Origin of the sequence: Streptomyces sp. NBC_00576 (assembly GCF_036345175.1) — a bacterium.
Classification (GTDB): domain Bacteria; phylum Actinomycetota; class Actinomycetes; order Streptomycetales; family Streptomycetaceae; genus Streptomyces.
In genome coordinates this window covers 10631278-10645092 of the sequence record NZ_CP107780.1, presented here as the reverse complement: position 1 = coordinate 10645092, position 13815 = coordinate 10631278, and the positions used below count along the sequence as shown (strand labels likewise).

Below are 13815 nucleotides of genomic sequence, written 5' to 3'. Positions count from 1 at the left end.
CTGCGAGCGGCGTTGTCAGAGGCAGTTGGCAAGATCGCAGCTATGAACAGCACTCCGACCACGCCACCACGGCCGTTCGACGTCACCGGGCTCTTCCCCCAACTGGTGCCCCTGGCACGCACCGCGACCCGGCTACACCCCCGCCCCGGGGCCCCGTCACCGCAGGACAGTTCCATCGGCGGACCGCTGCTGTGGCCCGCCGCTGACCCGTGGCCGCACTGCGACGGACCTCATGTGGTGCGCGGATCCGGTACGGGCCTGTCCCCGGCAGACGTGCGGCTGGAACGGCAGATACGTGCCATCGCGCGCGGACGGAGCCTGACCGTGCAGGAAAGGGAGACCCTGGAACGAATCCGCCCCTCACAGGAGTATCCGCTGAAGCCCACGGTCACCGCCTATGAAAGTCCCGTGGCGATGCTGCCCGTCGCGCAGCTGTACGCACGAGACGTTCCCGATCTGCACACGCCAAGAGGAGCAGACCTGCTCCAAGTCCTGTGGTGTCCTTTTGACCACCAGGCCATGCCGCGCACCGCGCTGTTCTGGCGCTCAGCAGCAACCGTCACCGACGTCCTCACCACACCCCCTGAGCCGCCCGCGATGCAGTCTGCCGGCTACCTGCCCGAGCCGTGCTTGCTCTACCCGGAGCAGGTATCCGAGTATCCCGACCATCTGGAGCTGAGCAAGGAGCACCGGGAGCAGATCGGGACTTGGAGCACATGGCAGACAGTCGTGGCGGATGTGGACGACTACGCGTCGTCCGCGGGGGTTTACTACGACCAAGAGCTGGCAAGCGCACCCGGCTGGAAGGTCGGCGGCTGGCCTCGCTGGGGCGCCACCGACCCCACCCCCCGGCTCTGCCCTGCCTGCGGCAGCGACATGGACGCCCTGCTGACCATCGCCTCGTACGAGAGTATGGCCAACAGCAGCAGCTGGATCCCCAACGAAGTGCGCGAAGACCGCGAACACACGAGTCCGACCTCCAACGACATAGGGCCGGAGGGGCAGGCATTGATCGACTTCTTTCGCGCCCAAGGCAGGGAAGTCCAGCTCCGCGGTCGCATCCCCGCCAAGGTCCACGCCACACCCGTCAACACCCACCCTGCTCCCCGGCAACCAACCGCTATCGAGCTCGCCGACGGCTCCGACCAGCAGCTCTACGTCTGCCCGGCAGACCCCGAGCACCCCCATGCGGAGATGATGCACTAGCCGACCCCACAGCCCGCTCCTCCCTGCCTGCGGCTCCCTCAACCGGGCCCACAGATATGGGCATTGGTGGCTTCGCCGCCTCTAGAGGCACGCTGAAGTGGCACCACATTTCCCTGGATAGCGCCTGTTCAAGTTGTGGGGCCACTTCGGGACGTCGTAGTTGTGGGCCAGGGCCTGAGTCTGGCCTGCTCCAAAGGTTGGCCGTATCGGATCTCGTCTCCGAAGGTTCGTTCGGCACAATGGTCGTGTGACGAACAATGAGGACGCCGTAGCACCGTCCATCAGCACAGGCTTGGCTATAGGCATGCTGATCGGCATCGCAGTCGGGCTGGTGCTCGGGCTGGCTGTCTTCGACAGCGTGGCGGTCGGCCTGGCGGTCGGCGGTGGCGCAGGTGGGGTCCTTGGTGCCACTTTCCCAGCGGCGCGGCGCTCGCAGCGCCAGTCTTAATCTACGAGGCGGCCAAGCACAGCTGGGTATCTGGCTGAACGTCAGCACCGTCTGACGTTGTCGCAGATCGGCCCCTCCTTTCCTCGAACGGCGTCCTCGAACATGAGTGTCCGTCCGGGAGTTCTCCGGACGTGAACACGGCCTCCGTCTGATCCTGTGCTCCGACCAAAGAGGCACTTGACCAGCACGAAGGCCGTGGGGGAATGACTCTGCTACAACCTGGCGCCAGGCGGGAAGCGTTCGCGGTGGCGTCACACTTCCGGGACGATTTCTTCGACTGCCTGACCGTGCGTGGGGACGCACTGTTCGAGCTGACTGACGCGTTGCTGTGCGCGGACGGGCCGGTGACCACGCCGGTGGATCTCACGCTGACGGCTGAGCATCGGCGCGGGCACGGCGCGATGTACGACGCGCTGAACAGCGGGAATGTCGATGTGCCGCGGCTGCGGCAGGTGCTGGCCGGACTGCCGCAGCCCGAGGCCGCCGATGGGCGCCTGGTCCTGGCGGTGGACGTCACCCACTGGCTCCGGCCGGACGCGCCGACCAGCCCGGACCGCTTGTTCTGCCATGTCTACGGCCGCAGTGGTCGGTCCTCGGACCAGTTCGTGCCGGGCTGGCTCTACTCGTTCGTCGCTGCGCTGGAATCAGGCCGCACCTCCTGGTGCCAGATCCTGGACGCGCTGCGGCTTGGCCCAACCGACGACGTCGCCGAGGTCACCGCCGCCCAGGTCCGCCGTGTGGTCGAGGACCTCATCGACATGGGCCGCTGGAAGGCGGGCGACCGCGACATCCTGATCGTCTTCGATGCCGGCTACGACGCTCCGCGCATGGCCTATCTGTTGGAAGGACTGCCGGTGGAGGTCCTCGGGCGGATGCGCACGGACCGCGTGATGCGCAAGCCCGTCCCGGTGCCGTGGATCTCACCGCCACAGGGCGGGCGCCCGCCGAAGCACGGCAAGGAGCTCCGCTTCGCCCAGCCCGACACCTGGGGCGAGCCAGATGCCGCAACGACGCAGGTCACCGACCGCTATGGCACCGCTCGCGCGATGGCCTGGGACCGCATCCATCCTCGTCTGACCACTCGCTCCGCATGGATCGACCACACCAGTGAACTCCCCGTTATCGAGGGCACGTTGATCCGCCTGGAGGTCGACCGCCTGCCCGGCGGCCACGATCCGCTCCCTGTCTGGCTGTGGTCGTCGGCCACCGGCCTGTCGAGCGAGGACGTCGACCTGCGCTGGCAGGTGTTCCTGCGCAGATTCGATCTTGAACACACTTTTCGGATGATCAAGCAGACGCTCGGCTGGACCCGCCCGAGGCTCCGCACCCCCGAGGCAGCAGACCGGTGGACCTGGCTGGTCGTCGCCGCCCACGCCCAACTCCGCCTCGCCCGGCCGCTGGCCGCGGACCTCCGCCGCCCCTGGGAGAAGCCGGCCGAGCCCGGCCGGCTCACCCCCGCGCGGGTCCGCCGGGGGTTCAGGAACCTCCGCCCCAACTTGCCCTGCCCGGCCCGCGCACCGAAACCCAGCCGGCCCGGCCCCGGCAGGCCGCTCGGCTCGAAGAACCGGCATCCCGCCACCCGTTACGACGTGGGCAAAACGGTCAGGCGGCCCGAGACCATCGCCGAACGTGACCAGGCCAGACCTTAAAGAACAAGCTCAGTGCCTGTTCCTGATCCGGGCATGCCAAGCGGCGGGAAGATGGCCGACGGGCGACTACCGGCTCTGACACATGAGACCTGTCCACGTCGTTCCGGGCATCCCTGCCTGCCGCACCTCTGTGCGGTCCGGTTGTCAGTACGCGCTGATACAACTCGTGCGTACCGACCCAACCAACAGAGGAGACCCATGGGCGACTGGGGAACCGGCAACTTCGACAGCGACACGGCCGCAGACCACCTGTCGATCCTCACGGACCGGCTCATCACCGAGGTGGCGGACGCGATGGCCGGCGACCCGTTCGAGATCGAGCCCGACGAGTACTGGGGAATTGCGGTGCCGGCCAACCTGGAGCTGCTGAGCCTTCTGGCGCGGCAGGGGTACGTGGGGGCGTCGCTGCCCGAGGCCGAGGTGGTCGCGGGGTGGAAGAAGACGTTCATGGCGGTATGGGAGGGCCGCATCGACGCCTTGACGCCCTCATCGGGTTACAAGGACGAGCGACGCGCAGTCCTGATCCGTACTTTCGACGAGCTGGCCGAGCTCAGGAGGAAGGAGGACTCGGACTGAGGCCTGCCCCCCGAACGGATGCTCACACGGCGTGCAGGACGAGCGGCACCTCCGCTCCATCAGCCGGTACGGCGGCCTGGAGGACCCCGGTCCGCTCGCCAGGACGAGATGCGCATCCGGACCGCCGCTTACTGACCCCAGGCTCTTCGACCTCGCGGTGGGTGGCTGCGAATGACTTCTCGTTCTCCTGGGGCCAACCGACACGTTCGAAGCCACGGTGGGGGACTGCCGACGGCCAACTTCGTTTCGTACGGTGGCAGCATGCGCAGGGACGGCGTTCCTCGGCTGAGGCTGGTTGTGGTCACGGACGACCGCGATGATGGGCCTCGGTTGTGCCGTGGGTGCGGTGGTCCGCTGATGCCGTCGGCAAGGGCGACAGCGGTCTTCTGCTCGTCCGTCTGCCGATCGCGGCATTGGCGGCGGATGCGGCGAGCGAGGGCGAGAACCGAGGCGGTGAAGGTCGGTGTGACGTCCAGCTGCCCGGAGTGCGGGACGTCGTGGACGGTCGGGGTCGACCATCCCGCCTCGGCAATGTACTGCTCTACCGTCTGCCGCAAACGGGCCTGGCACAGACGGCGCGCGGCGGACACCGGGTTGTGAGACCGCGTATTAGGCGGCTGTCATCGTGCTTCACTACGGGGCCGTGCGCCCCTGGCAGGTGCCTGGAGTCGGCTGGATGGTGCGGAGTGACGGCCTGCCGGGGCGAGCTGACGGCATGGACAAGGTGCCGCACCCGGGTCCGCAGGGGGTGATGTCCGGATGCCCGCGATGATCGGAGTGTGACCCGGGAACGCTACGACGAGCTGGTCAAGCTGGGCCGGGACTGGGTCTCCACGATGAGCAGTGCCCAGTGGCGGCTCGGGGACGCGGCTGTGGAAATCGAGCCGATGCGTTCGTATGGGGGTGCGAATCCGTCCGGGAAGGACGACCTGTTCACGGTCAGCGAGGCTCTCCGCATGTTCGCCGAAGACGTGGGACTGGCCTACACGACGGTCCGCAGCTACCGGTGGGTGTCCTCGCGCTGGGCGAAGGAGCGCCGGCGGGCGGACGTCTCGCACACGATCCACAAGATCCTGGCCAGCATCCCCGATGAGCAGGAGCGTTTCGAGGCGGTCACCAACCCCCCTCCCAGCCCCCGCGGCGGACAGGCACGGTGGACGCACGACAGCGCGAAGCGGGTCGTGGGCTGGAAGGTCGACTCCCCGGAGAGCGTCCAGGAGAAGGTCGAAGCGATCCACGACCTGGCCACCGACGACGCGGTCGCGGCCGTGGTGACCACCGACTTCCTGCGCCGTCCCGCGGTCGCCGACAAGGCCATGGCCGACGACACCGCCCGGCACGCGGTCAACGAAGCCCAGTTCGACCGGTTCCGCCAGCAGGCCCAGTTCGCACACCAGGAGGCAGCCCCGCAACTGCAGCGCATGGAGCACAGCGCCCAGTTCATGGACCTGGTCGGGGCCTGCGCGCAGTTCGTGGCCACGGCCGGGAGGATCGTTCCCAGCCTGCGCGGCGAGCACTACGACGACGCCGAACGAGACACCATCGGCCGGGGCCTTGCCCGGGTGCGCGCCGCGGCCGACTGGATCGAGAACGCCGTCACCCGCGGAGAGGTCGACCTGGACGAGCAGCTTCAGAAGCTGCTGAAGGGCTCGGGTGAGTAGGCGATGGGGCGGGGAGTCCCCGCTCACGTCCACGCCGAAGCGATCCTGAGCGCCTTGCTGGAAGCCCGTCCAGCCGGCCTGGCCATCGTCCAGCTAATGTCCGCCACCGAGCGCACCCGCGCCCAGGTCCACACCGGGCTCGCGCATCTGCGCAAGGTCTCGGCCGCGAAGGGCCTTCCGCCTGTGACCTGGGACAAACGGTGGGGATACCGCATGCTGGACGACGCGCCGGAGGTGTGGATCGGCTACGAACGGGCGTTCTTCGAGAGCGTCCACCACCGGGTGGAGAACTTCATCGCCGGCACTCTTCTCCCGCACCAGAAGAAGACCCCTGAGGACCCCTACATCCGCACCGTCATGGCGCAGATGGGTGCGATCGAGTCCACCCTTCAGCTCCTGGCCAACCTGGAGTGAACACCACGGAAGGCAACGGGCCGCGACCGCCCCGCAGTTGGCCCCATCCATACCGGTCGCGGCCCGGCCCCGTCATGCTGCTGCCCCGCTACCGCTATCCCTCCGACACCAGCGATGTTGAATGGGCGCTGCTCAAGGCGCTCCTCCCGACTCCCGCCTGCCAGAGCCCGAAGGGCGGGGCCCCGGAGAAGTGGCCCCGGCGCCGCGTGGTCGACGCCATCCGCTACATCACCGACAACGGAGCGAAGTGGCGCGCGCTGCCCGCCGACTTCGGCATTCCATAGCGCACCGTTTTCGGGTACTTCGCCCGCTGGGCGAAGGCCGGCGTACTCAAGCGGATCCTCGACCAGCTCCGCCGACGGCTGCGGCTGCGCCGTCGGCGCTGTGCCTGGCCGGTCCGGGTGATCGTGGATTCCCAGTCCGTCAAGGGCGCGGAGACCGTGTCGAACGCAACGCGAGGATACGACGCGAACAAGCACATCAATGGGCGGAAGCGGCATCTCTTGGTTGACCAGGACGGCTTGCTCGTCGACCTGCTCGTCACGCCCGCCGACGTCCAGGACCGCGACGCGGCCCGCATCCTGCTCACCCGCCTTCACGCCGAACACCCCGAAATCGTCCTGGTCTGGGCCGACAACGGCTACGGAGGCGAGGAGTTCAGCACCTGGGCCCAGGACACCTTGGGCATCACGATCAAGGTCGTCCCCCGCCCCAAGGACGCCAAGGGCTTCGTCCTGCTACCGAAGAGGTGGGTGGTGGAGCGGTCGAATTCGTGGACGATGCGGGCCCGGCGCAACGCACGGGATTACGAGCGCCTGATGTCCCACGCGGAAGCCCACATCCAGTGGGCCTTCATCACCCTCATGTCGCGTCGCCTGGCCCGCCCCCGCCGCCAGACCGAGGTACTGCCGGCCACCCTCGCAACCGCCTGAAGACCAACGCGCCTCCGCCGTTCGAAACGGCGACCATCGACGCTCAACCGAACGGCAAACGGGATCACTACTGCCCTCCACACCACCGTGACCTGCGAAGAGAGGATGTGACACAGCTCCTCAGGCGTATCCGGAAGACGCCGACGTGCCGTGAAGCGGGCACCAGCCCGTCCCAGACGATGACTTCACCGCCAGCGGCGATGGCGTCGCGTGCCGCGCTGCAGGCGCTCGTCTGGTCGGTGGGCATCGCGGCGATGTCGGGCTGGGCCGGGTGGTCGTCCTCGGTAGCCATGCGGCGACTGTAGGGACCGGTCTCAGAATGTGCCACGGCGGCAGGAACGTCAGGCTGTGTCGACCGCTTACACGGGTCCCGGCCCTACAAGCCGAAGGCGCCTCCCTCGATGAGGATGAGCAGACCGATGGCGATCAGGACCAGTGGGAGCAGGAGGTGGCCCCACCGGCTGAGCGCCTTGGCGATCAGGGGACGAGTGGCGAAGTACCGGCCCGCGAAGCACCACACGGCCACCAGGACCAGGAAGACGATCAAGTACACGCTCATGCCGCCCACGCCGGCAGTGGCGAAGACCGGAACGTAGACGCCGATGTTGTCGCCGCCGTTGGCGAAGGTGACGGCGGCGACCTCGAGGGCCTTCGGGCCCCCGCCCTCGGTCGTCTGCTGCTCGTCGACTTCGTCGTCGCGGTGCTTCCACGCCTGCCAGGCCGCCTTCAGCCCAAGGGCGAGGGGCAGCAGCCCGAGGTAGGGGATGGCTGATTCCGGCAGGAAGGTGGCGCCGAAAGCGGCGGCGACAGCGACAGCGAGGATGGCGACGAAGCCGAGGTACTGGCCGAGGACGATCCGGCGGGCGGACCTGGGGTGCCGGGCGCCCTGGGCGAAGAACAGGGACAGGACCAGGATGTCGTCGATGTTGGTGACGGCGAACAGCCCGGCCGCCTGCCCGACGATGCCCAGGTTCACAGGTGGATTCCCCTCTGCCACGGTTGCCCGGCGACAGTACCCGGGTCCTGTCGGCCCGCTGCGCCTCGGGGAGCCCAGCACCATCCATTGCAGCTGGACCGCTCTGGACCCATGACGTCTGTAAAGACGCTGGGCGGCCAACTGCGATGCCCAAGGGCCAACTGGACTGCGGTCGACGTACGGGCGCCTGGACCATGCCCGATCCGGGTTATCCACAGGCCGCAACGGGACCGGCGGTTCCTCCGTACGCTGCTGCCCGAGTGGATCACACGGGGGTGTGCGCAATGCGGTACGGCGAAGTGGTGGAGGAGCTCGCGATGGAGGTCATGGCGCAGCTGCCGGACGACCGGGCCCGGCAGGAGGTGATGGCGCTCGTGAAGGTCGCGCGGCTGGATCCGCGGGCCTGGCCCGATGTCCGCGATCCGGGCTTGGCGGAGGAGATCCGGGAGGCGTTCGGCCGACAGTGCTGGATCCAGCGCGATACCCGCGGGGATGACATCGACCGATAGCCCTCAGTGCATCGTCCTTAGGACGGCGGTCGGGGGCGGGCATCCCGTAACCGGATGTCCGCCCCCGAACCGTTACAGCGGTGCCTGCGCGGACCAGAGTCCGCGTCCGTGTGTCGCCACCAGGAGGTGTCCGCCGTCGGGTGAGACGTCCAGGGAGACGATTCCGGCGTGGGGCAGTGCGCCGCCGAGGCGGTACCAGGTGTACGAGCCGGTCGCGGTGGGCGCGGCGGCGAAGACGCCGACGTCCGTGCCGACGACCACGTGGCCGTGCCACAGGGCGAGCGCCCCGGCCGGCGCGTCCGGCAGGTCGCCGGTGCGGTCGGTCCAGGTGGTGCCGCCGTCGGTGCTCTCGAAGACGTGGCCCTCGCCCGCGCCGGAGACGTAGGAGCGGGTGAAACCGCCGTAGGTGGCCCAGACATGGCGGGCGTCGTGCGGGTCGACGGTGAGCGAGGTGACGTACCGGTTCGGCAGCGGCGCGGTGAGCCGGTGCCAGGTGCCGCCCGCGTCGGTGTCGATGCCGCTGGCGTACTGCTCGCCGCTCCAGTCCTCCCAGCCCGCGTACGTCACGGGGCCATTCACGCCGAGGGCGGTGACGGAGTGGTTCTCGCCGGTGTCGTGCACGGCGGTCCAGTCACAGGAGTCGGCGGTGCAGCGGGTGTCCCAGCCCTTGCCGGCGTTGTCCCACACGTAACGGCCGCCCGCGACCCAGTGGTTCACGTCGGCAGTGTCGGAGGTGTAGGGGGCGATGAACTCGGGGCCCGGGTCGCAGCCCTTGAGGTCGGCGTTCCAGTCGCAGGCTGGGGAGATGCCGGTGAAGGAAGGCGTGGTGCCGTCGGAGCGGCCGCCGTTGGTGGTCAGCTCCATGTCCAGGTCGACGTACTCGTTGACGGCGCGGTCGGCGTCGGCCGGGTCGACGAGGACGAAACCGCCGTCGCCCCCCGAGGGCTGGTACAGCTCCCGGGCGCCGGGCAGGCTCAGCACGTTGCCGTTGTCCTGGGTGCCGCCCCAGGTGGACAGAGCGCCGGTCGCCGGGTCGGTCCCGTAGGCGGCGTCGTAGTACTGGAGGGTGCGCAGGTCCTGGTTGAGGTTGGTCCAGCCCTTCGAGGGCAGCTCGGGGTCCGGACGCAGGGTCGCCGAGCGCTCGTAGACGCCGCCGTCGTTGCCGAAGTAGACGCGGTGGCCGGGGCCGAAGGCGATGGCGTGCTGGTCGGCGTGGGTGGTCATCGGGCAACCGCCCGCTATCAGACCGTCGGTGTAGCACTTCAGGCCGTAGTTCCAGTACGGGCCTATGGTCGCCCAGGTCTTCCCGGCGTCCCAGCTCTCGAACACCTCGGAGAAGCCCGCGTATACGTGGTCGGGGTCGGCGGGGTCCACGGCGACGTACTGGTTGTACCAGGCGGCGCCGGCCGCGTCGCTGTTCTGCGCGCCCGATGCCTTGAGGACGTCCTCGTCGGCGACCGTCGTCCAGGGCCCGGCCGCGTCACCGGTGGCCGAACGGAAGACGTCGCCGTCGCTGCTGCCGTTCGTGGCGTCGCCTACGAGTGCGAAGAGTTCACGGCCGTCGGCCGAGTACGACAGGGTCGACCGTCCCGGGGTGACGTCTGCCAGGTCGCCGGTCACCGTGACCTTGCGCCAGGTGCCGGGTTTTCCGGAGTCGTCGGACTCGTAGACGCCGTTCGCGTCGCCCGCGGCGACGAACTGACGCGCGATCACGGCGGTCACCTGCCGTCCACCGGTCCCAGGGCGTACGGCGACGTCGGTGGCGGCCGAGGACCAGCTGGTGTCCGGGTCGCCGGGGGCGAGGGCGACCGTCCAGTCGGCGGTGATGTCGTCGGCGGCGCGGCGCAGGACGCCCTCGTTGGTGGCCGCGTAGACGTTCCCCCGGCCGTCGAAGGTGATGCGGGGGACGATGCTGCCGTCGATCCGCCTGCCCACCTGCTTCCAGGTGCTGCCCCGGTCGGTGGAGCGGTAGATGCCGAGACCGGTGTAGGAGTCGCCGGAGTTGCTGGGCTCGCCGGTGCCTATCCACAGGGAGTGGTCGGCGGGGTTCACGGCCAGGGCGCCCATGGCGAGGGTCTGCTGCTGGTCGGACAGGGGCTTCCAGTGTCGCCCCTCGTCGTCCGAGCGCCACAGGCCGCCGTCGGCGGCGCCCTCGTACACGGTGTGCCCGTCGACGGCGAGCGAGGAGACCCGACCACTGACGAGGCCGAAACCGGAACCGAAGTTCGAGGCGACGGGGTCGGCGTACTCCTTGTCCTCCTGCTGGAGGGGGACGTTCGTGACCTCCGACCACCGGGTCGGCACGGTCGGCAGTTTCCCTGCCTGCGCGTAGGCGTTGGTCAGCGCGCCGGGTCCGATCGAGGCGCCAGGGGCCGTCTTCATGCGGGCCTGCTGGGCGAACCCGGCCGTCGGGTCGTCGCGGTCGGTGCCGTCACCGTCGTCGTCGTCCTGGGCGGTCAGGGCGGTGACCGCGGTGGTCCTCGCAGGGTCGACCGGGCCCGATCTGAGGTGGTCGTGGGGGTGGGCGGGCGAGGCGGCATCGGCGCGGCCCGCGACCAGGAGCAGGGCGCAGGCGGCAAGGACGGCCGCCCGTACGCCCGTTGGGGGGTGGCTCAGGTTCATAGCAGTGATCACACAGCAGCTGTTTGAACTCTGGAGTACACAGGCGGCAATGATCCAGCAAAGCAATCCCCTCAACCGCCCAGGAGAACCAGGTGGTTGAGGGGATCGGATGCTTCGAGGAGGTCGAGGTCAGTCCTCCACCGGTGCACGGTCCGCCGGGCCCACCGGAGTCGGGATCGCCGCGGCAGCCGCCCCAAGTTCGTCGCGTTCGTCTTGACCATCCGCATCACCGCAGCCGTAGGGAAGGCGTGCGGGCTGGGCTGACCGGTCCGAGTCTCAGTGGGCGGCGGCGTCGTCGCCAAATCCACAGCAAGGTCGCCCACCCCGTGCCTCCGCCCAGCGAGACGAGATCGTCTACGCCGGTCAGGGAGGCGAGCCCTGGAATTCGCCCAGTGCGGTGGGGCTGGGCAAGGTCGTCGTGGAAGTCGGTGGAGTCCATACCCGGGCCAAGACTGGCTGACCGTCGCACAGGCACGGCCCGGCGTCCTGGACGAAGACCTCATCACGTGGGCCGACATCGCGTCTTTGCCCAATCCCCTGACCCAGTTCCACCACCGGACGAGCTTTCCCGCTCCGCACGGACGCCTGGCCTGCTGGGAGCGGGCCCGCTCCCAGCTGCGCCAGGCTCTGGCCGACCGGCTGCGGCAGCCCACCCTGCCCGTGGCACCCACGTCACCTCTCGCCACCGAACGCGCATGGTCCCTCGCCCGGCAGATCATGGCCAAGGGGTACTACTCGCGGGTCGGCCGGCACATCCGTCTCAGCGATCTGCAGGCCGAGCTCGACATCCTGAGGGACCAGTCCGCAACCTACGTGCGGGCATCGTGGCAGTGGGGCGGCCGCAAGGTCGACTCCAACGATGTCCGCTGGCTCAGCACGCATCTGCACCACGTTCAGGGGGACACCCTCGCCAGCCCCAGGCCGCCCGCCGACCGGATGAGTCCCCCTCCCCGCTTCTGCTGGCAGACCTACTCCCCCGCGCTCACCCGGTCCATCACCGCCGACGTGCTCCGCGACGCTCTCATCGGCTACCGCGATCTGGTCGAGCTCAACTTTCCGCGGTTCGGGGCCGCGCTCGGCTGTACAGCGTCTTCCCCATCCGCGTCGAAGGCTTGGTAGCCATGCCCCCCGACGAGTCGCAGTCCCAGCCCGCCACTGCTGACCGTTGAGAGGTCGGCCGTGAAGGGGTCGGTAGGCAGCACCAGCCGCGCCTCGGGTTTGAGCCCGGCCCGGTTGCCGAGACGAGCCTTGCTGATGTCGGGGCGGGCCGGTGTCGGCCGCCCGGTGGCGGTATCGGGCCGGATGCTGGGGCCAAGTCCAGCGGCCTGTGGGGCGGCGGCCTCGGGGTGTGCGCCGGCCAGGAGCTACGAGTCCAGCCGACGGGCCTTCCTGGAGTTCTGTGGAGGCACCGGGTGGCACAGAGGGGTGGAGCGATGGCGGAATACTGCTGTCGTCTCCCCCGGAGGGCGGCGTCGACCGGGCGCGCGTCCGGTCGGCGTGTACGGGGGCGGGTTGGGGCGGGACCGCCGACCACGTCTTCGTGTTCGCGGTGGGCTGCGGCCCGGTGGTGGCCCAATCGCGGGCTCGGCCTCGGTGAAGAACAGCACCTGCGTTTCGCTCGCAGTGCCGCCGCTGACGACCTGGGCGCGGTCCGGTTGCTTGGTGGACTTCGGCGCGGGGTGGACCTCGGGGCGAGCATGCGCCAGGCGTTCATGCTGTAGCGGGCGAGGATGCGGGTGGCGAACTGCTCGCGGACCTCCGGGCCGCCGAGGGCGCGGGCGGTGGCGGACTGGGCGACCAGGAGCACGTGCATGCGGACCTGGCGGCCCATGTGGAGGACCTCGTTGAGCGCGTCGATCGCCGGGGAGACCTTCGGGTCGCCGGACTCGCGGGTCCTCTCCCAGTAGCGGGCCAACTGCTTCATCGCATCAGAGGGCCCTCGTTTGCCGAGGTCACCAGTCTGCTGGCGCCCAGGGACGCCCGCCGCTGACGCGACGCCGGCGGTCCTGGTGGTGCTCACGACGCTCCTGACGACGTCCCGCTGTTGTCAAGTGTCCAGCAGCCATGAGGCCCGTCGTTCGTCGACACCTCCACGCCATCCTGCGAGTGGCACCGTGATGTCCGAGCGTGGTGCGCCGCGTAGCCTGCGGGACGCAATGTGCCTCTCGGTGGTGGGGATGAACCGGTCCCACATCGGCGGCAGGACCGGGCTGGGAAGCACCCCAATCTCGGCAAGTCCGATGAGGATGCCGTACCGCTGATACTTGTCAGTACCCGGCACGATCTTCGCCCGCGCGACCTCCTTCTCCAACTCGCTCGGTCTCATCCCCGCCGGCGCTGAGCGGATGAGACCGAGCAACGCGTGCATCCGCTCGCGGTCGTCCTCTTCCGGCCGAGGCAGCCCTTCTGTTACGGCGGCTTCCAGGTCCGGCAGATAGTGCTCCGGCATCTCGTTCCACGCCCAGCCGAGTGCGAGACGCAGCAGCACTTCTGTGACGTCGACCTCGGACACCGGCCTCAAACCGCAATCAGGGACACCGTCTTCGTCTCGCGGAGCCGTGTTGAGGAAGCGCGCCCATCCGTAGGAGATCACCGTCTGCCGCCCGCGCGGGGCGGAGCCCAACCCGGCGACGAACGCCGGGAGCACCATGTCCTCGTGCAGTGCCGCGGCCGCTGAGACAGCCCGCTCGACGATCTCAGGCGCAGCCCACTGCTCGCGTTCGTGCACCGGCCACCCCGCACGGTGAGCTGCGGCAACGTCTGCGGGATCGCCGGATGGCTCGGCTCCCTTAACCGTTCCGGCCCGAGTGAAGCGATATCCG

The 13815-nt window shown here is 69.2% G+C and carries 13 protein-coding genes and 1 pseudogene; 10 read left to right on the top strand and 4 right to left on the bottom strand.

Annotated features, from left to right (window positions below):
* Positions 1-42 precede the first annotated feature (42 nt).
* The 8 genes and pseudogenes from OG734_RS46410 to OG734_RS46375 all read left to right on the top strand — a co-directional run.
* Positions 43-1206 carry a hypothetical protein gene (locus OG734_RS46410; RefSeq protein ID WP_330293408.1) on the top strand — a complete coding sequence of 388 codons (1164 nt, stop codon included), beginning with the start codon at positions 43-45 and terminating at the stop codon, positions 1204-1206.
* Positions 1207-1453: 247 nt separating this feature from the next.
* On the top strand, positions 1454-1654 hold the full coding sequence (locus OG734_RS46405; RefSeq protein ID WP_330293407.1) for a hypothetical protein: 201 nt from the start codon (positions 1454-1456) through the stop codon (positions 1652-1654).
* Positions 1655-1857: 203 nt separating this feature from the next.
* On the top strand, positions 1858-3303 hold the full coding sequence (locus OG734_RS46400; protein WP_330293406.1) for an NF041680 family putative transposase: 1446 nt from the start codon (positions 1858-1860) through the stop codon (positions 3301-3303).
* Between the two features lie 198 nt (positions 3304-3501).
* Positions 3502-3879 carry a DUF4259 domain-containing protein gene (locus OG734_RS46395; RefSeq protein ID WP_330293405.1) on the top strand — a complete coding sequence of 126 codons (378 nt, stop codon included), beginning with the start codon at positions 3502-3504 and terminating at the stop codon, positions 3877-3879.
* A 779-nt stretch (positions 3880-4658) separates the two neighbouring features.
* Positions 4659-5540: a DUF6192 family protein gene (locus OG734_RS46390; protein WP_330293404.1), complete on the top strand. Its 882-nt coding sequence runs from the start codon at positions 4659-4661 to the stop codon at positions 5538-5540.
* 96 nt (positions 5541-5636) lie between these two features.
* On the top strand, positions 5637-5954 hold the full coding sequence (locus OG734_RS46385) for a hypothetical protein (protein ID WP_330293403.1): 318 nt from the start codon (positions 5637-5639) through the stop codon (positions 5952-5954).
* A 74-nt stretch (positions 5955-6028) separates the two neighbouring features.
* Entirely contained in the window at positions 6029-6238 is a 210-nt protein-coding gene (locus tag OG734_RS46380; protein ID WP_330293402.1) for a transposase, read from the top strand.
* A gap of 12 nt (positions 6239-6250) precedes the next feature.
* A pseudogene (locus OG734_RS46375) lies at positions 6251-6886 on the top strand (IS5 family transposase); the annotation flags it as partial.
* Positions 6887-6953: 67 nt separating this feature from the next.
* Here OG734_RS46375 and OG734_RS46370 read toward each other — a convergent pair.
* Together OG734_RS46370 and OG734_RS46365 are read right to left on the bottom strand one after the other, a co-directional pair.
* Positions 6954-7178 (bottom strand): hypothetical protein, encoded by a 225-nt coding sequence (locus OG734_RS46370; protein ID WP_330293401.1) that lies wholly within the window; start codon positions 7176-7178, stop codon positions 6954-6956.
* Between the two features lie 84 nt (positions 7179-7262).
* Positions 7263-7862 (bottom strand): cadmium resistance transporter, encoded by a 600-nt coding sequence (locus OG734_RS46365; RefSeq protein WP_330293400.1) that lies wholly within the window; start codon positions 7860-7862, stop codon positions 7263-7265.
* Positions 7863-8146: 284 nt separating this feature from the next.
* Between OG734_RS46365 and OG734_RS46360 the strand changes: the two genes are divergently transcribed.
* Positions 8147-8371, top strand: a complete 225-nt coding sequence (locus OG734_RS46360) for a hypothetical protein (protein ID WP_330293399.1) — start codon at positions 8147-8149, stop codon at positions 8369-8371.
* Between the two features lie 72 nt (positions 8372-8443).
* On the opposite strand, the gene OG734_RS46355 is transcribed toward OG734_RS46360, so the two are convergent.
* Complete coding sequence (locus OG734_RS46355; protein ID WP_330293398.1) at positions 8444-10993, bottom strand: WD40/YVTN/BNR-like repeat-containing protein; 2550 nt, start codon at positions 10991-10993, stop codon at positions 8444-8446.
* A gap of 525 nt (positions 10994-11518) precedes the next feature.
* Between OG734_RS46355 and OG734_RS46350 the strand changes: the two genes are divergently transcribed.
* Positions 11519-12112 carry a hypothetical protein gene (locus OG734_RS46350; RefSeq protein ID WP_330293397.1) on the top strand — a complete coding sequence of 198 codons (594 nt, stop codon included), beginning with the start codon at positions 11519-11521 and terminating at the stop codon, positions 12110-12112.
* A 928-nt stretch (positions 12113-13040) separates the two neighbouring features.
* Here OG734_RS46350 and OG734_RS46345 read toward each other — a convergent pair.
* Entirely contained in the window at positions 13041-13721 is a 681-nt protein-coding gene (locus tag OG734_RS46345; RefSeq protein WP_330293396.1) for a hypothetical protein, read from the bottom strand.
* Between the last annotated feature and the right edge of the window lie 94 nt (positions 13722-13815).

What these genes read in the sequence shown, in the direction of transcription:
- OG734_RS46395 (WP_330293405.1), top strand. Translation starts at nt 3,502, where the DNA reads ATGGGCGACTGGGGAACCGGCAACTTCGACAGCGACACGGCCGCAGAC.
- OG734_RS46370 (WP_330293401.1), bottom strand. Translation starts at nt 7,178, where the DNA reads ATGGCTACCGAGGACGACCACCCGGCCCAGCCCGACATCGCCGCGATG.
- OG734_RS46360 (WP_330293399.1), top strand. Translation starts at nt 8,147, where the DNA reads ATGCGGTACGGCGAAGTGGTGGAGGAGCTCGCGATGGAGGTCATGGCG.
- OG734_RS46385 (WP_330293403.1), top strand. Translation starts at nt 5,637, where the DNA reads ATGTCCGCCACCGAGCGCACCCGCGCCCAGGTCCACACCGGGCTCGCG.
- OG734_RS46380 (WP_330293402.1), top strand. Translation starts at nt 6,029, where the DNA reads ATGCTGCTGCCCCGCTACCGCTATCCCTCCGACACCAGCGATGTTGAA.
- OG734_RS46400 (WP_330293406.1), top strand. Translation starts at nt 1,858, where the DNA reads ATGACTCTGCTACAACCTGGCGCCAGGCGGGAAGCGTTCGCGGTGGCG.
- OG734_RS46355 (WP_330293398.1), bottom strand. Translation starts at nt 10,993, where the DNA reads ATGAACCTGAGCCACCCCCCAACGGGCGTACGGGCGGCCGTCCTTGCC.
- OG734_RS46410 (WP_330293408.1), top strand. Translation starts at nt 43, where the DNA reads ATGAACAGCACTCCGACCACGCCACCACGGCCGTTCGACGTCACCGGG.